The sequence below is a fragment of the Chitinibacter sp. S2-10 genome (genome assembly GCF_046530675.1).
GTDB lineage: Bacteria > Pseudomonadota > Gammaproteobacteria > Burkholderiales > Chitinibacteraceae > Chitinibacter.
Genome location: NZ_CP172558.1, coordinates 971,205 through 993,501, shown reverse-complemented (window position 1 = coordinate 993,501; position 22,297 = coordinate 971,205). Strand labels below are relative to the sequence as shown.

The 22,297-nt window shown below is 55.6% G+C and carries 22 protein-coding genes; 5 read left to right on the top strand and 17 right to left on the bottom strand.

Annotated features, from left to right (window positions below):
* Positions 1 to 521: 521 nt before the first annotated feature.
* The 5 genes from ACG2XO_RS04720 to ACG2XO_RS04700 all read right to left on the bottom strand — a co-directional run bounded on the left by ACG2XO_RS04720 (position 522) and on the right by ACG2XO_RS04700 (position 8,668).
* Positions 522 to 1,604 carry an HD domain-containing phosphohydrolase gene (locus ACG2XO_RS04720; protein ID WP_410499668.1) on the bottom strand — a complete coding sequence of 361 codons (1,083 nt, stop codon included), beginning with the start codon at positions 1,602 to 1,604 and terminating at the stop codon, positions 522 to 524.
* Positions 1,601 to 5,719, bottom strand: a complete 4,119-nt coding sequence (locus ACG2XO_RS04715; RefSeq protein WP_410499667.1) for a response regulator — start codon at positions 5,717 to 5,719, stop codon at positions 1,601 to 1,603. The genes ACG2XO_RS04720 and ACG2XO_RS04715 overlap by 4 nt, the downstream gene beginning before the upstream one ends.
* Before the next feature lie 128 nt (positions 5,720 to 5,847).
* Positions 5,848 to 6,132 (bottom strand): hypothetical protein, encoded by a 285-nt coding sequence (locus ACG2XO_RS04710; protein ID WP_410499666.1) that lies wholly within the window; start codon positions 6,130 to 6,132, stop codon positions 5,848 to 5,850.
* 71 nt (positions 6,133 to 6,203) lie between these two features.
* Positions 6,204 to 7,049, bottom strand: a complete 846-nt coding sequence (locus tag ACG2XO_RS04705) for a hypothetical protein (protein WP_410499665.1) — start codon at positions 7,047 to 7,049, stop codon at positions 6,204 to 6,206.
* A complete protein-coding gene (locus ACG2XO_RS04700) occupies positions 7,046 to 8,668 on the bottom strand; it encodes a putative bifunctional diguanylate cyclase/phosphodiesterase (RefSeq protein ID WP_410499664.1) in 1,623 nt (540 codons plus the stop codon). Before ACG2XO_RS04700 ends, ACG2XO_RS04705 begins: the two co-directional genes overlap by 4 nt.
* Positions 8,669 to 9,035: 367 nt before the next feature.
* Here ACG2XO_RS04700 and ACG2XO_RS04695 point away from each other — a divergent pair, with 367 nt between their 5' ends.
* The gene (locus ACG2XO_RS04695) at positions 9,036 to 9,791 is read left to right on the top strand and encodes a DUF2272 domain-containing protein (RefSeq protein WP_410499663.1); all 756 of its coding nucleotides are present in this window, start codon (positions 9,036 to 9,038) and stop codon (positions 9,789 to 9,791) included.
* A 273-nt stretch (positions 9,792 to 10,064) separates the two neighbouring features.
* Positions 10,065 to 10,370 (top strand): panthothenate synthetase, encoded by a 306-nt coding sequence (locus tag ACG2XO_RS04690; RefSeq protein ID WP_410499662.1) that lies wholly within the window; start codon positions 10,065 to 10,067, stop codon positions 10,368 to 10,370.
* A gap of 144 nt (positions 10,371 to 10,514) precedes the next feature.
* Here the strand turns inward: ACG2XO_RS04690 and ACG2XO_RS04685 are convergent, their stop codons facing one another.
* The 12 genes from ACG2XO_RS04685 to ACG2XO_RS04630 all read right to left on the bottom strand — a co-directional run bounded on the left by ACG2XO_RS04685 (position 10,515) and on the right by ACG2XO_RS04630 (position 20,599).
* Positions 10,515 to 11,375 carry a pirin family protein gene (locus ACG2XO_RS04685; RefSeq protein ID WP_410499661.1) on the bottom strand — a complete coding sequence of 287 codons (861 nt, stop codon included), beginning with the start codon at positions 11,373 to 11,375 and terminating at the stop codon, positions 10,515 to 10,517.
* Positions 11,376 to 11,406: 31 nt separating this feature from the next.
* A complete protein-coding gene (gene ybgF / locus ACG2XO_RS04680; protein WP_410499660.1) occupies positions 11,407 to 12,174 on the bottom strand; it encodes a tol-pal system protein YbgF in 768 nt (255 codons plus the stop codon).
* Between the two features lie 92 nt (positions 12,175 to 12,266).
* Positions 12,267 to 12,809, bottom strand: coding sequence for a peptidoglycan-associated lipoprotein Pal (pal, locus tag ACG2XO_RS04675; RefSeq protein ID WP_410499659.1), 543 nt, complete (start codon positions 12,807 to 12,809; stop codon positions 12,267 to 12,269).
* 81 nt (positions 12,810 to 12,890) lie between these two features.
* Complete coding sequence (tolB, locus tag ACG2XO_RS04670; RefSeq protein WP_410499658.1) at positions 12,891 to 14,171, bottom strand: Tol-Pal system beta propeller repeat protein TolB; 1,281 nt, start codon at positions 14,169 to 14,171, stop codon at positions 12,891 to 12,893.
* A 15-nt stretch (positions 14,172 to 14,186) separates the two neighbouring features.
* Positions 14,187 to 15,044 carry a TonB C-terminal domain-containing protein gene (locus ACG2XO_RS04665; protein ID WP_410499657.1) on the bottom strand — a complete coding sequence of 286 codons (858 nt, stop codon included), beginning with the start codon at positions 15,042 to 15,044 and terminating at the stop codon, positions 14,187 to 14,189.
* Positions 15,044 to 15,460: a protein TolR gene (gene tolR, locus ACG2XO_RS04660; RefSeq protein WP_410499656.1), complete on the bottom strand. Its 417-nt coding sequence runs from the start codon at positions 15,458 to 15,460 to the stop codon at positions 15,044 to 15,046. Before tolR ends, ACG2XO_RS04665 begins: the two co-directional genes overlap by 1 nt.
* A 161-nt stretch (positions 15,461 to 15,621) precedes the next feature.
* The gene (gene tolQ, locus ACG2XO_RS04655) at positions 15,622 to 16,275 is read right to left on the bottom strand and encodes a protein TolQ (RefSeq protein WP_410499655.1); all 654 of its coding nucleotides are present in this window, start codon (positions 16,273 to 16,275) and stop codon (positions 15,622 to 15,624) included.
* A gap of 311 nt (positions 16,276 to 16,586) precedes the next feature.
* Positions 16,587 to 17,630, bottom strand: a complete 1,044-nt coding sequence (ruvB, locus tag ACG2XO_RS04650; RefSeq protein WP_410499654.1) for a Holliday junction branch migration DNA helicase RuvB — start codon at positions 17,628 to 17,630, stop codon at positions 16,587 to 16,589.
* Positions 17,631 to 17,775: 145 nt separating this feature from the next.
* The gene (gene ruvA / locus ACG2XO_RS04645; protein ID WP_410499653.1) at positions 17,776 to 18,369 is read right to left on the bottom strand and encodes a Holliday junction branch migration protein RuvA; all 594 of its coding nucleotides are present in this window, start codon (positions 18,367 to 18,369) and stop codon (positions 17,776 to 17,778) included.
* 180 nt (positions 18,370 to 18,549) lie between these two features.
* Positions 18,550 to 19,071: a crossover junction endodeoxyribonuclease RuvC gene (ruvC, locus tag ACG2XO_RS04640; RefSeq protein WP_410499652.1), complete on the bottom strand. Its 522-nt coding sequence runs from the start codon at positions 19,069 to 19,071 to the stop codon at positions 18,550 to 18,552.
* A 2-nt stretch (positions 19,072 to 19,073) separates the two neighbouring features.
* Positions 19,074 to 19,670 carry an energy transducer TonB gene (locus ACG2XO_RS04635; RefSeq protein WP_410499651.1) on the bottom strand — a complete coding sequence of 199 codons (597 nt, stop codon included), beginning with the start codon at positions 19,668 to 19,670 and terminating at the stop codon, positions 19,074 to 19,076.
* A 47-nt stretch (positions 19,671 to 19,717) separates the two neighbouring features.
* Positions 19,718 to 20,599 carry an energy transducer TonB gene (locus ACG2XO_RS04630; protein WP_410499650.1) on the bottom strand — a complete coding sequence of 294 codons (882 nt, stop codon included), beginning with the start codon at positions 20,597 to 20,599 and terminating at the stop codon, positions 19,718 to 19,720.
* Between the two features lie 151 nt (positions 20,600 to 20,750).
* Between ACG2XO_RS04630 and ACG2XO_RS04625 the strand changes: the two genes are divergently transcribed.
* From ACG2XO_RS04625 to ACG2XO_RS04615, 3 genes are all read left to right on the top strand, one after another.
* Positions 20,751 to 21,056 carry a c-type cytochrome gene (locus ACG2XO_RS04625; protein WP_410499649.1) on the top strand — a complete coding sequence of 102 codons (306 nt, stop codon included), beginning with the start codon at positions 20,751 to 20,753 and terminating at the stop codon, positions 21,054 to 21,056.
* Positions 21,057 to 21,182: 126 nt separating this feature from the next.
* Positions 21,183 to 21,599, top strand: coding sequence for an RNA polymerase-binding protein DksA (dksA, locus tag ACG2XO_RS04620; RefSeq protein ID WP_410499648.1), 417 nt, complete (start codon positions 21,183 to 21,185; stop codon positions 21,597 to 21,599).
* Positions 21,600 to 21,609: 10 nt separating this feature from the next.
* Positions 21,610 to 22,029 (top strand): Fur family transcriptional regulator, encoded by a 420-nt coding sequence (locus tag ACG2XO_RS04615; protein WP_410499647.1) that lies wholly within the window; start codon positions 21,610 to 21,612, stop codon positions 22,027 to 22,029.
* Positions 22,030 to 22,297 lie beyond the last annotated feature (268 nt).

Genomic DNA, 22,297 nt, shown 5'->3' with positions numbered 1-22,297 from the left:
CCTAGCATCTACCGGCAAAAGAGCCTGATTGGCTGGCGCGACAAGATTGCAGCCAATGACGCAACGTGGAATCCGCAGGATAAAAATCAAAGTTTTCCATTGCCATCGCAAGGCATGCCATTTATTGCGCAATTCTTGAGTGGTTTCCGCTCATTTTTTCGCAAACCCACGCAAAAGCCCAGGCAGCCCCAAAGCACACTCCTAAGCCTTGTGTTCATTGAGGTTTCGCTGGCTTTGAGCTGCGCTATTTCCTGTGACAATATGAGTGGTACCCCACAATTTGCGGGCAAGTGGCGGTAGTGTCGTGGTTATACCTATTCTCGGCTCAAGGAATAGGACTGATGGCAAGCATTTGTGGCGCTCGCCAATATCAAGCCACCATCAGTATTGCTCGCGTTTCTCTGCGAGGAAAAAGCACATCCATGATCACCATCAACGCGTATTGAGAATTTTTTCTCTCAGGGTATTGCTGTGTAGGGGTTTCTGATTGTGCTTTGTGGCGATATACCCATTGCTTTTGCTCAGTGCTCGTCACGGAATTCGTCGGCAATCCGGGCAAATTCGTCGGCCATTTCCAGAAAGACGTCGCAGATCAGCGGGTCGAAATGGCTGCCGCGCCCTTTGCGCATGATGGCGACGGCTTCGTCGTGGCTGAACGCTGGCTTGTAAACGCGCTTGCTGATCAGCGCGTCGTAGACGTCGGCCACAGCCATCAGACGCGCTGAGAGCGGAATCGCTTCTCCAATTAGCCCTTGCGGATAGCCGCTGCCATCCCATTTTTCCTGATGGCCGTAAGCAATTTCACGGGCAAAACGCAGAAAATCGGCGCTGCCGTCCAGCCGGTCTTCGGCGCGCAGGATCGCGTCGCGGCCCAGCGTGGTGTGCGTTTTCATGATTTCGAATTCTTCGTCGCTCAGTTTGCCCGGTTTGAGCAGAATGTGGTCGGGAATGCCGACTTTGCCGATATCATGCAGCGGCGCCGATTTGTAGAGCAGCTCAATGACGGAATCGTCCAGCTCGGCGGCGAATTCGGGCAGGGCTTGCAAGGCCTTGGCCAGCGCTTTCACGTAGCGCTGGGTGCGCAGGATGTGGCTGCCGGTTTCGTTGTCGCGCGTTTCGGCCAGCGAGGCCATCGCCATGATGGTGACGTCCTGGATTTGCTGTACTTCCCGCATGCGTTGCTGTACTTCGCTTTCGAGATAGACGTTCTGGTCGACCAGAAAATCGCGTGCACGTTTGAGCGCCAGATGCGTGGCGACGCGTGCTTCCAGAATCGGCGGGCTGATCGGTTTGGTGATGTAATCGACAGCACCCAGCGCAAAGCCGCGCGTTTCGTCTTCGACTTCGCTGCGTGCGGTCAGAAATATGACCGGAATATCGCGTGTCGTGAGCTGGCTTTTCAATTGCGTGCATACGCTGTAGCCGTCCATGTCCGGCATCATGATGTCGAGCAGGATCAGATCCGGCGGATGTTTTTCAGCCAGCGCCAGCCCTTGCTGGCCGCTGGTGGCCACGCGCACCGTGTAGTGGTCCTGCAATAGTGCGCTGACCAGACGCAGGTTTTCCGGGGTGTCATCGATGACCAGAATATGGGGGCGATTCATGCTTGGGCTTCCTTGTGGCGGCGCGCAATGGCCAGCGCGCCGGGAAAATCGAATTGATGGATGGCCTGACTAAAGGCCGTGTAATCCGTTGCTGGCAGACAGCCGCACAGCGCGGCCGCGTTTTCGAGCAAATAATCGACGGCGGCGCCGTTCTGTTCGTCCAGCAGATTCAGCAGGTACTCGAACTGCGTCACATCGCATTGCCGGGGCGTTTCAGGGGCTATGGCTGTATCAAGCTGCGCAATGCTGCCCAGCACCGTCTCCAGCAGCCCGGCCAGTTGCGTGACGGCGGCGGGGTCGATCTTCGACTCGCTAATTTGCCGCTCGAGCAATTCGGTGTGCTGCGCCAATGTGCTGGCGCCGATATTGCCAGCCAGTCCTTTGAGCGTGTGAAGCAGATGCTGGGCATCGTGCCATTGCTGCGCGTCGATGGCTTCGTGAACCAGCTTGGCGTAATCGCGGTAATTGCGCGCAAATTGCTGCAATACTTCGACATACACCCGGGTCTTGCCATTGAGCCGGCTCAGGCCGGTACGGGTGTCGATGCCGGGCAGATCGGGCAGCCTGTTTTCGCCCGGGACGGCGGCTGGTTGCGCCACAATACCGCTTGCCGAAGCGGGCGGTGGGGTGTACCAGCGCTGCAAGGTGAGCAGCAAGGCCTGCGGATCAATCGGCTTGCTGACATGGTCGTTCATTCCGGCGGCGATACAGCGCTGCCGCTCGGCCTCGAGCGCGTGTGCCGTCATCGCGATCACCGGCAAGCCGGCAAAGCGGGCGTCGGTGCGCAAGAGTTGTGTCGCTTCGATCCCGTCCATGACCGGCATCTGCACATCCATCAGCACGGCATCGAAGGCATCGACTGCGCCGTTCTGCAATAGATCGAGCGCCATTTGGCCGTGTCCGGCGACCGTGATGATCGCGCCGGCTTCGCTGAGCAATTCGATTGCAATCTGCTGGTTGATTTCATTGTCTTCAACGAGCAACAGCTTCATTCCGGCCAGCATGCCGGGCCGGATGTTGGTGACGGCCGGGCTGGCGTGCGGATAGTCCGGGCCGCCATAGATTTCGTTCAGGCAATCGACCAGCGCCGATTGGGTGAGCGGCTTGTACAGCATGCTGTGCACATTCAACCCGGCCAGTTGCCCCTGATCGCTGTCGCCCAGCGTGGTCATCATCACAATCGGCGTGTCGGCATGGCCGGGCAGCGCGCGGATTTGCCTTGCCGTCATTTCGCCGGACCAACCCGGCATGATGGCGTCGATCAGGATCAGGTTGAATGGCTCGTCCTGCGGCGTTTGCAGCAGCGCCAGCGCGGCCTCGCCGCTGGCGACGGCTTCGGCGTCGACGTTGACGCGTCCCAGCATCTCGAGCAGCACTTGGCGCACCGCGTGATGATCGTCAACGATCAGCACGCGGGCATGCGCGAGCGGCAATTCGCTGGTGCTGCCGGGCGTGGCTGCCGTTTGCAAGTGGGCGGTAAAGCTGAACACCGAGCCCAGCCCTGCAACACTTTCGACGCCGATCTCGCCGCCCATGGCTTCGACAATGCGTTTGCTGATCGTCAGCCCTAGCCCAGTTCCGCCGTATTTGCGCGTCGTCGAACCGTCGGCCTGCGTAAACGGCTGGAACAGCTTGGCTTTTTGTGCCGCAGTCATGCCGATGCCCGAATCCTTGACGGCAAATTGCAGCACGATGTCGTCGCTGTCGCCGCCGTTCGATGCCAGCGAAATTGCCAGTTCGATCTGGCCGCGCTCGGTGAATTTGACGGCGTTATTGACCAGATTGATCAAGACCTGACTGAGTCGCAGCGGATCGCCGCGCAACTCGCGCGGTACCTCGGGCGCGACGCGTATCAGGTATTCCAGCCCCTTGTCGTGCGTGCGGCCGGCAGTGATCGTCGCAACCTTGCCGAGTACGTCGTCGAGCCTGAAGTCGATACTTTCCAGTTCGAGCTTGCCGGCTTCGACCTTGGAATAATCGAGAATGTCGTTGATGATGCCCAAGAGCGACGTCGCCGCGCCGTGGACTTTGTTCAGGTAATCGCGCTGCTTGGCGGAGAGCTCGGTTTTGAGCGCCAGAAACGACATGCCGATGATTGCATTCATCGGCGTGCGGATTTCGTGGCTCATATTGGCGAGAAATTCGCTTTTGGCGACCGTCGCCGCTTCGGCGCGCTCCTTGGCCAGGCGCAGCTCTTCCTCGGCGATATTGCGGCTTTCGTTGACGAGCACGATCCACCAGGTCGCAATGCACGACAGCAAGGCCAGACCGAAAAAGACGCGCACTGCATATTCGTCAAATTGCAGCCGCAATGTCGACTCAAGCTGGCTGAGCGCCACCGGCAGCGTCATCCACAGCGTCAGCGCGACGAGGCTGCTCATCACCAGCCAGACCAGTGCGAAATTGGCGATACGGGTTAGGGTACGTTCCTGCAGCTTGCGTCGCAAAACGAATTGCAGCACATACCCCATGTATTCGCGGTAATGGTCGAGCGTGCTCTTGATTTTGGGTTTGCACAGGTCGCGGCAATTCGATTCGAGCGTGCAGCACAGCGAGCAGATGGCTGCCTGATGGAAAGGGCAATGTGCCGAATCGGTTTCGGCGTAATGATGATCGCAAACGCCGCATTGCACCGGCGAGTCCGAGCGCAAGCGGTAATGCGATGGCCGAGCGATGTAATAGCGGCTGTGGGTCAGCTTGGCGATCACCGGCGGCAGAATAAAGCTGACGACCGCAGCGATCAGCCAGGCATACGCCTGCGCGTATTCGCCCATCAGCCCGCTGAACGCGATCGTCGACAGAATCGACGCAATGACGACGCTCATCACGCCGACCGGATTGAAATTGAACAGGTGCGCGCGTTTGAATTCGATAATCGGCGGCGACAGCCCCAGCGGCTTGTTGATCGCCAGATCGGATACGACGGCGCAAGTCCACGCGACGGCGATATTCGAATACATGCCCAGCACATTGTTGATCGCCGCAAACAGATCGAGCTCCATCAGCAGCAGCGCAATTGCGCTATTGAATACCAGCCAGACGACGCGCCCCGGGTGCGAATGCGTGACGCGCGAAAAGAAATTCGACCACGCCAGCGAGCCGGCGTAGGCGTTGGTTACATTGACCTTCATTTCGGAGACGATGACGAACAGCGTCGTGATCAAGAGCGCTGTTGATGGATTGTCGAGCACGAACTGGAAAGCGTGATTGAAGATTTGCACCGGCTCTTTGGCGTCGGCGACGGCGATCCCGGCCATCACCGCGCTGGCGGCGAGCAGCACGCCGCCCAGTTGCTTGATGAAAGCAATCACGACCCAGCCCGGCCCGCCGACAAGCATATTGGCCCACCAGTTCAGATCGCGTGCCGATTTTTGCTCGGGCATGAAACGCAGGTAATCGACCTGCTCGCCGATCTGCGCGATCAGCGCAAAGGCAATCCCGGCGGCAACGCCGAAGTTGAGCCAGTCAAAGCCGTTCGAATGACTGATCTGGCCGCTGAAATGGCTCAGGCCGGCCAGCGCCTGCGGGTCTTTGATCAACACGAAGGCAAACGGAATGATCATCAGTACCAGCCAGATAAATTGCGTCGCCTGATGAAAGCGGTTGATCGCCGTCACGCCGTAAAACACGATGGGGATCACGACGACGGCGCAAATCAGATAACCGAGCCAGAGCGGGATATCCCAGCACAGCCGCAAAGCCTGCGCCATGATCGCCGACTCGAAAGCCAGAAAGATGAAGCAGAACGAAGCATAAATCAGCGAGGTGAAAGTCGATCCGACGTAACCAAAACCCGACGCGCGCGTCAGCAAATCCATGTCGATATTGTATTTGGCTGCGTAATGGCAAATCGGCAGACCGACCAGAAAAATGACAATTGCGGCAAAAATCAGCGCCGACATCGCGTTGGCAAAGCCGAAATCGAGCAGCAGCAGCGCGCCGATGGCCTCGTACGACAGCGCCGAATTAGTGCCTATCATCGTGTGGCCGATGACATTGGGCGACCATTTGCGAAAACTCGCCGGCGAATAGCGCAGTGCATAGTCTTCGATCGACTCGTTCGCAACCCACTGGTTGTACTGCCGGCGGACTTTTTCAACACGACTGCTGGACATGCGGGGCTCCCTGAGTGCCGGTATCAGAACTGGCGGGCGATGCGTCGCAAGGCAGCATGATCATTGTCTTGCTTGCACAAACTGTACGCGGATGTGACGATTTTTGACGGCTATAACGCCAAAGGCTGTCAGTTTATGACACCGATCTTGCCAATGTCATTGATTGCGCCAGATTGTGCAGCAAAATCGGACACGTCGATGCAGGTCGTCGGGGCTGCTGGTGCTGCTGTAATCGGCTTAGTGAGGGGCGCGGCAGCGGGATGGGGTAGCTGCAGATTGGATAGCTTGACGACGCTATACCACAGATTTAAAGATGCCTTGGAGGTAATCCCTTTGAGGAACGTTTGTGCTATTGATGTCGACCACTCTATAGTCAGGCTGGCCATATCGACATAACGGTGCTTTGGAGTCATAAGGCTGAGCACCGAGATTGCTTGGGCTGTAACGAGGTGGCCAAAATGAGTTGATCACACAGATATCAAAATCACCGTTCTTGTTTGATTGTTTCGTTCCAGGGGGAGGAGCGATGGGGGAGAGTCGCAAGGCCCGCCAAAGGACGGCGATTCCAGTCAATGACCGAATCGGCGTGCAGTTGCTTCACGACCCACAGGAAATAGATCGACGCCGGGATGCCGAGCAGGTCAAACGGCAAGGTACTGGTTTGCTGACTACTGGTCAGCGCCAGAATCAGGTGCATGGCCGCACAGGTTGGAAACACGCCGGCGAGTGACAGGCCGGATAGCGACCAGGAACGGGTGGAAACATAGCGGCTGATCTGTGTGTCCAGCAAGTACCAGCCCACCATCGCATAGGCAAACGTCACCCACAGATTGCTGTACAGTACCAGCGAAGAGGGGGCCAGATTCGTGTTCAAGGCGTAAAGCCCTGATTGGATGCCTTGTGCCGTGCAGACGATAGAGTATGGGGGTGGAGGAGGTGAAGCCATGGCCCAGCCGGCTAGCGAACTCATTACAATCAGCAATGTAATGGTTACCGCCGCCATCACGCGACCATTGATCGCCAAAGTGCGATCTCCTCGTCCATCCAGCATCGCTTCTGCGCGCAGCCAGCAGAATACAATCCCGGCGGGCAAGCCCGTCAGCGTCAGCGCCAGCATTGGGGTAGAAACCGTGCCGCCCTGGAGGACACACCAGCCATGCACCAGATGATGAGGGCCGCAACTGGCCGCCATCAGCGAAAACCCCAGACCGAAACGTGACAAACCCCGGTAGCGGTATTGACTCGCAGCCTCCCACGCACTGAGCAAGCCCAGACCCACATAAGCCACGCCGAGCAGCAGATTACTGATCCCGATAATCAACGACATCATGGTGTATCTCCTGCTTTCAGCCCCATCGGTACGCCAATGTGATCAAGAAACTCTTCGATGAAGGTTCGATGCGCGCGACGTGTCAGGGTATCGGGCGCTACTGCGGCGGCTTGCACCCCCCAGTTCATGGGCGCTTCCCATAGTGGTTTATCCAGCATTGGCATGATGAATGTCGCGTCGACCGGAGCGGAAAACAAAAACCCTTGCGCCACACCGCATCCCATGCTGCGTAGTGCCAGCGCCTGTTCAACCCGCTCGATTCCTTCGGCGATCACGTGCTTGCCGGTCGCGAAGGCCAGACTGAGAATGGACGACACGATGGCAGTATCTCCTGGCTCTGTACCCAGTCCATCGATGAAGGAACGGTCAATTTTCAAGACTTCAATCGGCAGGTCGCGCAAGCGAGCCAGTGAGGAGTACTCGGTGCCAAAGTCATCAATCGCGACGTAGATACCCATCTGGTGCAGCTGGTTGAGGGTTTTGAGGACTTCGGTTGCCGAATTCGTCAGCGCACTTTCGGTCAGTTCCAGGCACAGCGAAGACAGGCGAATGCCGGTTTGTTCGACGATAGCCTGAACTTCGGCAATGAAATCAGGGTCACCCAATTGGCGCGGCGAAACATTGACCGTCATCGAGAGCGGCCGTTCGGGCAAGGCGGCAGACCAAGCGGCCAGTTGCAGGCAGGCTGATCGCAACACTTGCCGCCCCAGCTCGCCGATCAGCCGGCTGTCTTCGGCAATCGGAATAAACTCTGCAGGCGACACCATGCCATATTCAGGGTGTTGCCAGCGCGCCAGCGCTTCTACCCCAACGAGCTGTCCTGTTACCAGACTCACCTGCGGCTGGTAATGTACATACACCTGTTTCTCGAGCAAGGCGACACGCAGATCCGACTCGATTTGCATCCGCCGAACGGCGCGGGCATGCAATTCATGGTTAAAACGCACCATGCAATTGCGGCCGCGTGCCTTGGCGGCATAAAGCGCCGTATCCGCGTCACGCAGCAACTGTTCGGCGGACTGGGATCCCAGTGCACAGCTGGCAACCCCAATACTGGCAGAGGTGACAATTTCTCTGGCGGCAATCTTGACTGGCTCGGTTACCGCCGCCAGTATTTTACTAGCCAGTACGTCTTCTGAGCCGCGGATGGCGTGTGGGAACAGGATGATAAATTCGTCACCGCCAATACGGCTCACGATTCCGCTCTCGCCATCATCCACGCAGTCGCTAATGCGTTTGGCGACCTCACACAGTAATTCGTCTCCGCTATCGTGCCCCAGCGAGTCATTCACCAGCTTGAAGTTATCCAAATCGACAAAGAGAACGGCGACCCGTTCGTCAGCGGAGCCAGCTTGGGTGAGTTCACTCTCAAGCCTGCTGAGCAGCACGCCGCGGGTCGGCAAGCCGGTCAAGACATCATGCGTTGCCGCATGAATCAGATCTGCGATTACAGCCAGGGTGTCCTGCTGCGAGGATTCGTTCTGTCCCCGGTTGGAGAGCAGCATCTCGGCTTTGGTGAGCAACCTGTCCGTATGTCTGATATTCATACGCCGGGTGCGATGTACCGTCTCGCTGGATGCCCCGGCTGGAGAAGGGGGTACCGTATTGTCTTGTGGCATCGTAACCTCCATTCGAGACCTTTCCTCGCTCTTACTGCTAACCCACTGTAGCAGTGTAATGGCTGAGTGCTACAAATCAACCGAAGGCCGCCGCTCCAAACCTCGGACGGATAGATCTGCATGAGCCGTAAGGCGCACCCAGGTGCGAGCGGCGTGCAATTTGCAGACTTCGCCATTTTTTGCCGGATTACCGCTTGCAAACCCAATTCGCCTTTTCATTCTCGAGCAGATTGGCTATTGCTATAGCTCTTCTTGTGATTAGGCTCTATTGGCGTGTGATTAGTTTTTACGCAGCGCGTCAACAGAGTTTAAAGATCAGGCGTTTATCGATCCTGTTTTTCCAGCGCTATCACATCGGCGGTGAAGCATGAAACCAATCCTGATGGTGTTGTTACTGGCATTAAGCGCTTGCCGTTCGCTGCCCGAGCCGGCTGAGCCGCAAATATCGGTGCCAATTGAAGAATCACCGGAACCCGTCGTCGATGAGGTCAAATTGCCGCATATCGGTTCGGCAAAATACAAAATCATCGAGCAGCTGCAAGCGGAGTGGGTCTATTTTGGGCAGCAAACAGTCGTTATCGACGGCGATCAGGAAAGTATCCCTCAGGTGGGGATTTGGGAGGATGACGACCGCTGGCACGGTGAGCGTATCAATCAATATTGGCGTGCAGTCGGCATGCCGCGGCTATCGGGCTTTGACTGCCGCGAGCCATGGTCTGCGGCTTTTATCAGCTGGATCATGCAGCAAAGCCATATCCCCAAAGGGCATTTTCTGCCCAGTGCGGCACATCGTACTTACCTGAATCAGATGCTGGCCAACAAACTGGACCCGGCCACGCCGTGGATTCCGCATCACATCAGCGAATATCAACCCGAAATTGGCGATTTGATCTGCGCGACCCGCAGCAAAACTACGCCTCCCGCCGGGGTCCTGCCCGACACGCTGAAGCTGGCCTTGCATTGCGATATCGTGGTGAGCAAACAGAGTCAGGTACTGCACGTCATCGGTGGCAATGTTCGTAATTCGGTGTCGAAAACCATTTTAACCTTGTCGCCACAAGGCTATCTGCAAGCGAGTAGCCAGCGGCCGTGGTTTCTGATTGTCGAAAATCGCCTGGATTAATAACGCGGTCGAAAATAGGAACGACGCAGATTCGTCACTGCTCAATTCGAGACCCCATACTGGCAGTGGTATGTCAACGAAAAACAATACAGTAATGGTTTATATTGATATACCCATCTGTTTCTTATGTCGTCACTGCAATAGCTGCTTGGGTGAAAGACAGCGCAGCGGATCTCCATTGGGCAGGTATTTATGCTGATAATGACAAGCATGTACGCATGCCATGGCTAGCATGAAACTTCCGGATTCAATATCCACCCAATGGAGAACATCATGCGCATGATACTGACGGCATCACTGCCGCACGAACCATTCAATAGTCTGGTTCGTGCCGGCAAAGCCGGAACCTTATTGCAAGAAATTCTGGCGCAGCTCAAACCCGAAGCGGTGTATTTCACCGAAGAACATGGCTTGCGTGGCGCTATTCTCATTGTCGATGTTGCCGATGCGTCGCAAATCCCATTTTTTGCCGAACCGTTTTTTCTGAAATTTAACGCCGATTGTCGCTTTAGGATCGCGATGACGCCTGCCGATCTGGGTAAGGCTGGGCTGGATGCGCTGGGGAAACAATGGCAATAACCACAGGTCATTAAACCCGCATTATTTGCAATGCGGGTTTAATGAATTTCAGTCTGCAAAAACGTATCGCCGACGGCCAGATTGGTCTGCGCTTACATCCGGCTCATTTCGCCTGCGCTTACATATTGCCCATGTTGCCTGCGCTTACATCTTCCCCATTTTGCCTGCGGCAAAGTCATTCATCGCTTGCACAATTTCTTCGCGGGTATTCATCACGAACGGTCCGTGAGCGGCAATCGGCTCGTTTAGCGGTTGCCCATTCAATAGCAACAGCGTTGTCGCTTCGCTGCAAGTAAACACCAACTCACTGCCTTCGCGTTCAAGCACAGCCATTTCAGCGGCGCGCACCGGCTGGTGATCGTCAATGAGCAGTTCGCCGTGCAGTACAAATAGTGCCGTGGTGTGGCCAGCAGGCAGCTCAAGCCGCACGCTCTGCTTGGCCTTGATGCGCAAATCCCAGACATTCATCGGCGTGAAGGTTTTCGCCGCGCCATGTGTTCCGGCGTATTCGCCGGCGATCACGCGAACGCTGCCGGCTTCATTGGGGAGCGGCAGCCGGGGGATGTCGTGATCGGTAATGCCCTGATACGCCGGTGGTGTCATTTTGTCTTTGGCGGGCAGGTTGACCCAGAGCTGGATCATTTCAAACGGCCCACCGGTTTTCGCATAGGCCGGGCTGTGAAATTCCTCGTGCAGCAGGCCGGCGCCGGCGGTCATCCATTGCACGTCGCCGGAACCGATGGTGCCGCCGCCGCCCGCCGAATCGCGGTGCGAGACTTCGCCGTCGTAAACAATCGTGACGGTTTCAAAGCCGCGATGCGGATGCGGCCCGACGCCACGCTGCTGCGTTGTCGGCTCGAAGCGGGTCGGCTCGGCATAGTCCATCAGCAGGAAGGGCGACATCTGCTCGGCAATGTCGGTATACGAAAAAATGCTCTGTACCGGAAAGCCGTCACCGACCCAGTGCCGGCCGTTGCTGCGCTTGATCATGATCAGTTGTTTCATCGCTCTCTCCTGCCGGGTTGACGATATGCGGCTAGTTGGGTGCTGCCAGTGCTTTTTTGGCTTTGGCGGCGGCTTCCGATTGCGGATAACGCTCGAGAATGTTGATCAGGTAATTGCGCGAGGCCTTTTTATCGCCGGAGCTTGCTGCAACCGAGGCCAGACCGAGCAGGGCATCGGGCGCTTTCGGGTCTTCGGGGAAGTTGTCGATCACATTATTAAAAGCAATATTGGCGGATTTGTAATTTTTGCTGAATGCATAATTCATCCCCATCCAGTACTGCGCGGCGGCCATTTTTTTGCTGTCGGGAAAATCGGTGACAAAGCGTGACCACGCTGCGGTGGCGTCCTTGTGCTTTTTATTTTGTACCAGTGCCAGCGCGTGATTGAAACTGTCTTCCTCGCTCATCGGCTCGTCGGTTTTGGTGTCGGCTTTCGCTTCGGCTTTGGCCGCGCTCTTGGCTTGTTCCAGTAGCTGCAGACGGGCGTCCAGATCAACGTAGAGGTCTTTCTGGCGTTTGGTGGCTTCTTCCAGATTGAATTGCAGCACTTCGTTGGCGCCGCGCAATTTGGCCAGCTCTTCTTTTTGTGCATCAAGCTGGCGTACCAGATCGAGCATGCGTTTGTTGCTCGCTTCAAGCTGCTCCAGACGCTGCTGGTTTTGCTGCTGCAAATTGCCGACTTTAGCGGTGAGATCCGCAACTTGCTGGCGTGCGACATCATCGTCGAACAGGCCAGCTTGTGCCTGGCTTGCCATTCCCGCCATCAGCATGGCGAGCAGGATTGATTTGAGTTGCTTCATGATTACCCCGGGGTATATAGACATAACCCTCGCCTGGGCGAGGGTTGATGAACATACATCCAGACCGTATCGGTCTGGATAGCAGGTCGTACTTATTTGCTCTGTTCGCCGTTATAAACGATATCGGCGCGACGGTTGCGTTCCCACGCTTCGTCGGTATCGCCATTTTCCAGCGGACGCTCTTCGCCAAAGCTGACCGCTTCGATTTGCGCTTCGTTTACACCGAGTGCCAGCAGCAATTTGGCAACGGCTTCAGCGCGTTTCTGACCGAGTGCCAGATTGTATTCGGCTGTACCACGGTTATCGGTATTGCCCTGCAGGATGATTTTGTAATCGCGGTTTTGCACCAGAAATTTGCCATGAGCCTGCACCATCGCGTCGTAATCGCTTTTTACGGTGAACGAGTCGTAGTCAAAATACACGCGACGCTGCGACAGGGTATTGTTCGGATCGGTCAGGCGTGGATCCAGTTTGGAACCGCTGGTGCCGGTCGTATCAACAGTTTTAATGTCGGTGCCGCTGCCATTATTGGCGCCATTTTTACCCGCTGCATTGGGGTCAACAACAGGTGCTGGTGTGCTGGCGCAGGCAGCCAGCAGGGCGGTCATCAAGACACTCAAGGCAATTTTCTTCATGTTTACTCTCCAAGTTAAAAAATATTCAAAACCCAAATCGCTGTGTAAACATCGGGTCGCACCTACACAATGTAGGGCTATTTATCGCAACATCGGACCCCAGGCGGGCTGACGCACTTCGCCGCCCTGCGCTTTCAGCCGCTGTTTGACGCGGCCATCGGCCGATACAACCGCCAGTGTTCCGCGACGGCCGACGTCGGTTTCGTACAGAATCATCTGGCTATTGGGGGCAAACGAGGGTGAATCATCCATATTGGTGTCGGTCAGCGTCATGCTCTGCCGGGTTGCCAGATCCATGATCGCAACGCGATAACCGCTGGTACGGGTAATGTAGGTCATGCTCCGGCCATCGGGGGAAATTTTACCGCTGGCGTTATACGAGCCTGAATTGGTCAGCCGTACTGCATCGCCACCATTGACCGAAATACGGTAAATCTGCGGGCTGCCGCCCCGATCCGAAGTAAAGATCAAATTACGACCATCGGCGGTGAAAGAAGGTTCCGTATTGATTTCACCCGTTGTGGTGACCCGGCGCGGATTGCTGCCGTCGACGTTGACAATATAAATTTGGCTGCCAAGGTCTTTACTCAACACGACCGCCAGTTGTTTACCATCGGGCGACCAGGCTGGCGCCGAGTTGCTGCCTTTGAAATTGGCGGCCTGCCAGCGTTTACCGGTCGCCAATTCGTGAACATAAACAATCGGCTTTTCTTTCTCGAATGAAACATAAGCGAGCTTGCCGCCATCGGGTGACCATTTGGGCGACATAATCGGCTGGCGGGATGCCAGTACGGTCTGCGCACCGTAGCCATCGGCGTCAGCGACCTGCAGCTGGAAACGCCCGGCGGCTTTGAGTACATAGGCAATCCGTGAAGCGAAAACGCCGCTTTTGCCGGTGAGCTTGGCATAAATCATGTCGGCAATCTGGTGTGCAATGCGGCGGGCATGCGCGGGGTTGCCGCGCTTTTCAAAAGCAATCAACTCCTGCTTGGTTGCCAGATCAATCAGCCAGAAGCGCACGACAACTTGCCCGCCTTCGGCGGTCATTTGTCCGATCAAGGCGGTCTGCGCGCCTTTGGCTTGCAAGGCCGGGTAGTTGATTTCACTCGGGTGATAAGCCATCAGCGAAAGATCACCCGTCACCGGAATCGTTTTAAACAGCCCGCTATTGCTCAGATCGGTATTCACGACCGGCGTAACGGGCTGAGACTGGGTGGTTTCATTCTGGAACGGCAGAATCGCAATCGGATATTGCTGGCTGCCGACGCCGACCACTTCAATCGTCATATCGGCGTGCGCGGCACTGCCCATCAATAGCGTTGCAGCGACAAAGCCGCGAATAAATTGTTTGAGTCTTTTCATTGCTCTTTTATCCAGTTATTCCAGACGGAATTTGATATTCCAGACCCGCAATGGCCCGCTAAAGGTTTGTCCATCCGGCAAGGGCGGGAAACTGCCCATGCCGAGAATTGCGCGTTTGGTCGCCTCGGCATAAGCCGGGTCGCCGCTGGCGCTGGTTTGCTGCAACTGATCTTCCAGAATGCTGCCATCCGGCAGCACAACCACGCGGAATTCGGCGGTCGGATGCCCGCCACGAGTATAGACCGTTCGTGATTTGATTTGCTGGATCAGACGCCCTTTATAGCTCTCCAGTCCGGCTGCATTCGCCCCAGTGCCTTTGCCTGAACCACTATTGCCGACGGCATTCGGATTGGTTCCGGTGCCACCGGGTTTACCGCCTTTGACGGGCTTGGTTTCCGCTTGGGTGTTGGATGACACGGTATTGTCGAGAGACAGCAAATCTTCCAGCTCGCTCTTTTTCGGCGCTTTGGTCGGTTTGGCTTTCGGTGTTGCCGTGGCCTTGTTTTCCGCTAAAGCCGTTGCCTTCGGCGTCGCTTTTGGCGTTGGCGTCGGCTTGGGTGTGACTTTGGGCGTTGCGGTCGGGCTGGCCGTCGGTTTCGGCGTTTGCTTCACTTTTTCGGTGGCAATATCGACTTTCTCCGGAACGACTTCCGGCTCAGGTGGTGCGATCTTTGGTGGCGTCACGGGCTGCGATGGTGCTTCGGCCGCAGGCGGCGAACCACCCCATAATTCAACGACGACAGGCTCGGGATTTTGTGTTTTCCATTGCACCGAAAACAGTAAAAATCCCGCCAAAATTACGTGCATCAACACGGCCATCACAAACGACAGGCCGCGTTTTTCTTCGTGGGCAGGGTTGTGCTGCGGATTCATTATTTAGGCTGCACCATCAGGCCGACGCGGGCGATATTGGCATTTTTCAAGCCATCCATCGTTTGCACAACGACTTCGTATTTGACGTTCTTGTCCGCGGAAATGATGACCGGACGCTCGGTTTCGCTGCCCATTTTGGCTTTGATCGCCGCGACCAGCGTCGCAACGTCGGCTTGCGGTTCGGCCGCAGAGCCTTGCGCATCGATTAAACCCAAAGCACCTTCGGCTGAAATTTCAACCGTCAGTGGTTTGGCGGCGACTTCAATATTGGATTTACCGACGCTGGGCAGATTGATCACCGATGGCTGCATCATTGGCGCGGCAACCATGAAAATCACCAGCAGTACCAGCATCACGTCGATATACGGAACGACATTGATTTCGCTTTTGGCGCGACGGGCTCGACGATGATTCATATTGCCGCCCTAGCAGGCAATGCTGCCTGCGTCCCGTTTTCCCCTGCATGGCAGGGGAAAATGTATGAAAAAATATAAGTCATTGTGTTGTTCTTTTTTCCGTTTGCGCCGGACTTTGCTCGGTGCTTGATGACGGTAGATGACGCGCGTTCTACATCCAGTTAACGCACTTGGCGCTGCAAAACATTGGAGAACTCTTCGATGAAAGTATCAAAGCGGTTCGCGAGTCGATCAACGTCATAAGCAAAGCGGTTATACGCGACAACGGCCGGGATCGCGGCAAACAGACCAATTGCCGTTGCCACCAGTGCTTCGGCAATATGCGGTGCTACCGTTGCCAGCGTCGCCTGGCCGACATTACCGAGCCCTTTGAACGCATACATAATGCCCCAGACGGTGCCAAACAGACCGATGTAGGGGCTGACCGAACCGACCGAGGCCAGAAAGGCATTGTGCTTGTCGAGGAAATCGAGCTCGCGCTGGCATGACGCGCGCATTGCACGACGCGTGCCTTCCATCACGTCGGAGAGCTCCATGCCATGCTTTTGACGCAATTTCAAAAACTCGCCAAAGCCGGCTTCGAAAATTTTCTCCATCCCGACGCTACGAGTGCGTTTGACGTGCTCGTACAGGCCGTTTAAATCTGAGCCACTCCAGAAACGGTCTTCGAATTCTTCGGTGTGTTTTTTGGCATTGGCCAGCGTGAAATGCTTGCTGAAAATATGCCACCACGACATAAACGACAGCGCCATCAAAATCACCATCACCATTTGCACGACCAAGCTAGCCTGCATCACCATGCTAAGAAAGGACATATCCTGTACGCCAGCGCTGACATCCACGGCAATTACTCCAAAAATAAGGCTCACAGTAGGAATACTGCGGCAGGGAAAAGTTTACGTATTGTGCATAAAAAATGCCCCGTTTGGGGCATTTGCTAGTGATTTTGTATGAAATTACCCATCATTCATCGGTTTTAGAGTGATATTTAAAATAGCGAGCCCTCGTCACACCACTTCGGGTGCAGACGGAACGGCGAGGCCGGAGCACAGGAACCGGAATGTACATCAAGTACATGAGGATTCCGAGCACCGCCCGAGGCGTTATCACGGGAGGCGCAGCATTTTTAAAGTTCACTCTTAGGCGCGTTTAGGCCAAAATGCGCATAAGCCCCCAACGTCGCCATCCGGCCGCGCGGTGTGCGCTGCATCAGGCCTTGCTGAATCAAATATGGCTCGACCACTTCTTCAATCGTATCGGTCGATTCACCAATCGCCGCGCCAACATTGTCCAGCCCGACCGGGCCGCCGTTAAATTTCTCCAGAATCGCCAGCAGCAGTTTTCTATCCATCACATCCAGCCCCGCATGATCAACGTCGAGCATTTGCAAGGCCGCGTCGGCGACTTCACGCGTGACAATACCGTCGTGTTTGACCTCGGCAAAATCACGAACACGGCGCAGCAGGCGATTGGCAATTCGCGGCGTACCGCGTGAGCGGCGGGCAATTTCAAATGCGCCATCGTCGGCCATTTCGACATTCAACAAGCCAGCCGAGCGGCTCACAATGCGCGTCAATTCCTCCGGCGTATAAAACTCGAGCCGCGCCACAATCCCGAAACGGTCGCGCAATGGATTGGTCAACATCCCCGCCCGAGTCGTCGCGCCGACCAGCGTAAACGGCGGCAGATCGAGTTTGACCGAGCGCGCCGCCGGGCCTTCACCAATCATGATGTCGAGCTGGAAGTCTTCCAGCGCCGGATACAGAATTTCCTCAACGACCGGGCTAAGCCTATGAATTTCGTCGATAAACAGCACATCGTGTGGCTCAAGATTGGTCAGCAGCGCCGCCAGATCGCCAGCGCGTTCAAGCACCGGCCCCGAAGTCTGACGCAAATTGACGCCCAATTCGCGCGCGATAATATGCGCCAGTGTCGTTTTACCGAGACCCGGCGGACCAAACAGCAGCACATGATCGAGCGCTTCGCCGCGCTTTTTGGCCGCCTCGATAAAAATCTCCAGCTGAGCCCGCGCCTTCATCTGCCCGACGTATTCGTCGAGCAATTTCGGCCGCAGCGCACGCTCGAGCTGCTCTTCATTACTGGAGAGCTTTTGCGCCGTGATCAGACGCTCAGGCGGCGGGGCGGAAAATAGCGAATCGGTTTCGATCATTTATTAGACACCTAGAATCCCCCCTTCATTGAAGGGGGGTTAGGGGGGATTTTTGCGTCCATACATTCATCAAACACCGCCAAATCCCCCTCAATCCCCCTTTTGCAAAGGGGGAAGTTTGCATCAACACAAAATAGCGTGGCGTTTAGCCTTTCGCCAGCGCCTTGAGCGCCATCCGGATGCCATCGCTGACCGACGTATCGGCTGGCAGTGTTTTCATCGCCAGATTGGCTTCGCGCTCGTTATAACCCAGCGCCAGCAAGGCATTCAGAATATCACTGCGGTCGTCCGGCGTGGTAGCTAGCGGCAATTCGCCCGGCATTGAAACCAGCCCGCCGGTTGCGAGCTTGCCGCGCAATTCGAGCACCAGACGCTCGGCGGTTTTTTTGCCGATGCCGGGCACGGCGGAGAGGCGTTTGATGTCTTCGGACGCCACCGCCAGCGCCAGCTCGTCAGCCGTCATTCCCGACAAGACCGCGAGCGCGATTTTGGCACCAATGCCCGATACCTTGATCAGCGTGCGAAAGCTATTACGCTCTTCACGCGTCGCAAAGCCGTATAAAAGCTGTGCATCTTCGCGGACGACCAGATGCGTAAACAGCGTCGTTGCTTCGCCCAGATGCGGCAAGACGTAAAAAGTGCTCATCGGCACGTCGACTTCATAACCGACGCCGCCAACGTCGAGCAGGATTTGCGGGGGTTGCTTTTCCAGCAGTTTGCCAGTGAGACGACCAATCATGATGCAGCTCTGCGTCTAGCGCCAAAGTGAACGAACGTACAGTATAACGGCTTTGCAGAGCGAAAATCAAAATCGTCTGCGCGCGACGGCGTAATTAGCGCAAGAACTGTGGAATGACTAAATACTTGGCTATGTATGCACGCCAAAGCCAACACTGGATTTAGTTACAAACATATACCCCTAGGCCATTCGCCCGCGCTTTATCGACATCCGGTACGCAGCGAGCTGCTTGGCTGCGCCGCCCTGATGCTGGGCGTGCGTCAGCGCGACGCCGAGCGCGTCGGCGGCGTCGGCTTGCGGCACGCCCGACAGGCGCAAATGGCGCTGCACCATCAGCCCGACTTGTTCCTTATCCGCATGACCATTGCCGACGACGGCTTGCTTGACTTGCAGCGCGGTGTAGTCCGATACCGGCAGTCCGGCGAGCACTAGCGCAGCGACCGCCGCGCCGCGCGCTTGGCCGAGCATCAGCGTCGCCGCCGGATTCACATTGACGAAGACCTGTTCGATCGCTGATTCATTCGGCTGATAAGTCGCGACGATTTGCGCGATGCCGTCGAGGATGATTTTGATCCGTTCAGGCAAAGGGCCGCCTTGCGTCTTGATGCAGCCTGAAGCGACATAAACGCGGTTTTGCCCGACGACGTCGATGACGCCAAAACCGGTCGTTCGCGAGCCGGGGTCAATGCCGAGGATGCGCATTATTATGGCACCACACTTAAATTTGTCGTTTCAGGAAAGTCTGCATGTTTTACTTGGGTAGAAAAAATAAATTTCCTCGAAATCACCAAGACTTGAGAGCGGTTGCCTGCATAATTAACCATATCATTTGGGAGACGGGCAAAAGGAGCTGCGTTTTTTAGAAGCTCCAAAGCAAACAAGTTAAGCTCTCGAATGCTAGATGCTTCGATTAACCTTGCATTGGTCAATGAACCATCTCCCCATATCTCCACTTCTACGCGAAGTTGCCCATAAATAGAGTTTCCACTGGCATCAACCGGGCGTTTATTTCTAACCTTCTGCTCCAATTTTCGCGACCAAGCATCGACGTAATCAACAACGCTAGCTTGTACACCAGAAGCTGCGGCAAAAGTTTTTCGCGGCCTCGCTTCATAAATATGATTCTGCTTGGTAATCTGAGCCGCCAGACTGGCAATTTCTTGCTGCTTTCGAAACTGAGCATTCAGTTCATTAGGTAAGTTATTTTCAACACGATTCGCCGTCGTGACAAGCCTTGTTATCGCAACCGCAGATGCGGCACTGGCAGCCTCAGAAGCAACCGGACTTGCTTGTACGCTCACAACCAGACAACTCACAAGCATCAAGCTCAATATGCCAAGGATGCGCATTATTGGGCGGTCAGCTCTGAACCCGCCTTCTCGAAAGACCAGCGATTGGTAATGACCAAGTATTGCGCGGGTTTGCCGGTTGGGTTGCCATTGGCGTCCGTTTCCTGCAAATCGGCAGGCAGGCGGGAGAATGGCGCTGCGATTTTAATAATCCGCAAGGCATGCGCGTCGAGCATTGCGTTGCCGGAGGATTTTTCAATTTTGGTGAGATCTTCGATCAGGCGGCCATCGTAATCAATCGCGATACTGATGATCAGGCTGCCGTACAGTTTGCGACCCAGCTCATCGACCGGATATATTTTTTCGCCAATGTCTTCAATTCTGCGGCGGAAAGTATCGTAATACATCGCTGCGCTGGTTTGTTTGGCGCGCGCACCGACAAAGGCTTTGCGCGGGCGGCTTTGGTAATCGTGATTCTGTTTGGCAATTTGCGCGGCCAGCGCGGCCATTTCCTGCTCTTTGCGCAGTTGTTCCTTCATGTCTTCCAGATCCAGCGACGGCGCGTCGGGATGATCTGGTTTGTTTTTGGTGTTTTGTGCCTGACGGTGTGGGGATTTGAGGCGCGTCATCAACTGGGCACTTTGTTCTTCCAGTTTTTTGAGTTGTGACTCGTTTTGTTCCAGCTCGGGTTCGGATTCTTTTGATTTGGCCGGGAGTGGTGATTTGACGCGATGACCAAGTGCATCGGTATTACCGCCGCCATCGAGATCCGCCTGAGCCTGCACTTCGGCGTTTTGCGGGCGTGTTGACGTTTTCTGGTTGACCAGCACGATATCAAGCGGGTCTTTGGACATGAATTGCCGGGGATCGGGCAAAACAAATTTGATACCGAATATGGGAAAGGCATGCACAATCAGCGAGAAGCTGATCGCTGCTGCCATAAAACGTTGCCCCCGATCCATTCTGTCGCACCCAACTTAGATTGCCTGATCGGGCGAGTGTAGCACAGCAGCGCTGTCGACTTGACTTGCCCGCTCATCTGCCGTGAAGCGGAGTAGAATAGAGACACAAAATACCGACGAGATGATGATTATGTACAACACTTTTTTGCTGATGGCGCTGCTGGCGAGCAGTACGGTTTTTGCTTCGGTCGACGGCAAAGATGTCGCTGCCAAATACAACTGTCTGGGCTGTCATTCGGTTGACCAGAAAATTGTCGGCCCCGCGTATAAAGACGTCGCAAAACGCTACAAAGGGCAGAAAGACGCCGAAGCGATGTTGATGAGCGAAGTCCGCAAAGGCTTGCCCGGCGGCAAATGGGGCGCTATTCCGATGCCTGCCCAGCAAATTAACGACAAGGATTTGCGCATCATTATCCGCTGGGTATTGGCGCAATAAAACACTAGATTTAATATGATTGTCACGTAAGCTTATTGCATTGCTCTGCGGAGTTGATTAAGCTGCGTGCCCTACTGGGTTGCTTATTTTGTAAGCGCTCATCCTTGTCAAAAAGCGAGAATAATCATGGCAAAACTCACGGAACAAGACATCCGGGACTGGAACGGCTCCGAAGATGACTATATGAACGCGGATCACCTCGAGTTCTTCCGCGAGCGTCTGATCCAGATGAAGGCTGAACTGGTGGCAAATGCCAGCCAAACGACCAGCCATTTACAGGAACAGGAAGCAACGCCAGATCCGGCAGATCGCGCGACGCTGGAAGAAGAATACGCATTAGAGCTGCGCACGCGTGATCGCGAACGTAAATTGCTGCTGAAGATTGACTCGACGCTGCGCAAAATTGCCGAAGAAAACTACGGCTATTGCGAAGATACTGGCGAGCCGATTGGCCTGCAACGTTTGCTGGCACGTCCGACTGCGTCTCTGTCACTCGAAGCGCAAGAGCGCCGCGAACGCCAGAAAAAACAGTACGCGGATTAATTTGCCGCGCATGGATCAAGCCGGATACAGCCAGGCCACTGAGCTGATCAAGAAAACCCGCGCACGAGTTACACCGGCGCGGGTTGATATTTTGGCGGCACTGCTGGGTGCGCAGCGCCCGCTCTCGCATCTGGATATCCAGCAATTGCTCGAACCGGCGCTGGATCGCGTTACCGTCTATCGGGTTCTCGACTGGCTGACTGCCGAAAATCTCGCGCATAAATTTTCTGGCGACGACCGCGTCTGGCGTTTTTCTGCCGCCAAAGCGCCGCACCATCACGCGCATTTTCATTGCCAGCAATGCGGGCGTTTTTACTGCCTCGAAGACGTCACCACCGATCTGCCTATGGCGCTGCCCAAGCAATTTACTGCCGAATCGGTCGAGATTACCGTCAAAGGCATTTGCGCCGACTGCAAGCCGCACGGCTGATCCATCAGGATACCTCTGCGGCTGTTTATTTGCCCCGCTTCGCTTGCCGCGCGGCGCTTTAGACGATAATCTCCTCCCTTTAAAGAATATACAGGCAATCTCTGATTGCACAGATTGATGGCAAATCCCACTCGCGAAGCGAGGCGCCCCGCAGGAAGTGCCCTTGGGGGGCGCCCCTCAAGGAGGGGATGGGAGGGGTGGGAATAAAACATAAAGGCTGCGAATTCAAAGCCTTATTTCCTAGGCTCGGCTTGCCGAGACTTGTAAA

Coding starts and splice junctions, on each gene's coding strand:
- dksA (WP_410499648.1), top strand. CDS start 21,183: ATGGCAAAACTCACGGAACAAGACATCCGGGACTGGAACGGCTCCGAA.
- ACG2XO_RS04710 (WP_410499666.1), bottom strand. CDS start 6,132: ATGACTCCAAAGCACCGTTATGTCGATATGGCCAGCCTGACTATAGAG.
- ACG2XO_RS04625 (WP_410499649.1), top strand. CDS start 20,751: ATGTACAACACTTTTTTGCTGATGGCGCTGCTGGCGAGCAGTACGGTT.
- ybgF (WP_410499660.1), bottom strand. CDS start 12,174: ATGAAGCAACTCAAATCAATCCTGCTCGCCATGCTGATGGCGGGAATG.
- ACG2XO_RS04720 (WP_410499668.1), bottom strand. CDS start 1,604: ATGAATCGCCCCCATATTCTGGTCATCGATGACACCCCGGAAAACCTG.
- tolQ (WP_410499655.1), bottom strand. CDS start 16,275: ATGTCCTTTCTTAGCATGGTGATGCAGGCTAGCTTGGTCGTGCAAATG.
- ACG2XO_RS04715 (WP_410499667.1), bottom strand. CDS start 5,719: ATGTCCAGCAGTCGTGTTGAAAAAGTCCGCCGGCAGTACAACCAGTGG.
- ACG2XO_RS04685 (WP_410499661.1), bottom strand. CDS start 11,375: ATGAAACAACTGATCATGATCAAGCGCAGCAACGGCCGGCACTGGGTC.
- tolR (WP_410499656.1), bottom strand. CDS start 15,460: ATGAATCATCGTCGAGCCCGTCGCGCCAAAAGCGAAATCAATGTCGTT.
- ruvA (WP_410499653.1), bottom strand. CDS start 18,369: ATGATTGGTCGTCTCACTGGCAAACTGCTGGAAAAGCAACCCCCGCAA.
- ACG2XO_RS04615 (WP_410499647.1), top strand. CDS start 21,610: ATGGATCAAGCCGGATACAGCCAGGCCACTGAGCTGATCAAGAAAACC.
- tolB (WP_410499658.1), bottom strand. CDS start 14,171: ATGAAAAGACTCAAACAATTTATTCGCGGCTTTGTCGCTGCAACGCTA.
- ruvB (WP_410499654.1), bottom strand. CDS start 17,630: ATGATCGAAACCGATTCGCTATTTTCCGCCCCGCCGCCTGAGCGTCTG.
- ACG2XO_RS04690 (WP_410499662.1), top strand. CDS start 10,065: ATGCGCATGATACTGACGGCATCACTGCCGCACGAACCATTCAATAGT.
- ACG2XO_RS04630 (WP_410499650.1), bottom strand. CDS start 20,599: ATGGCAGCAGCGATCAGCTTCTCGCTGATTGTGCATGCCTTTCCCATA.
- ACG2XO_RS04700 (WP_410499664.1), bottom strand. CDS start 8,668: ATGCCACAAGACAATACGGTACCCCCTTCTCCAGCCGGGGCATCCAGC.
- pal (WP_410499659.1), bottom strand. CDS start 12,809: ATGAAGAAAATTGCCTTGAGTGTCTTGATGACCGCCCTGCTGGCTGCC.
- ACG2XO_RS04705 (WP_410499665.1), bottom strand. CDS start 7,049: ATGATGTCGTTGATTATCGGGATCAGTAATCTGCTGCTCGGCGTGGCT.
- ACG2XO_RS04695 (WP_410499663.1), top strand. CDS start 9,036: ATGAAACCAATCCTGATGGTGTTGTTACTGGCATTAAGCGCTTGCCGT.
- ruvC (WP_410499652.1), bottom strand. CDS start 19,071: ATGCGCATCCTCGGCATTGACCCCGGCTCGCGAACGACCGGTTTTGGC.
- ACG2XO_RS04665 (WP_410499657.1), bottom strand. CDS start 15,044: ATGAATCCGCAGCACAACCCTGCCCACGAAGAAAAACGCGGCCTGTCG.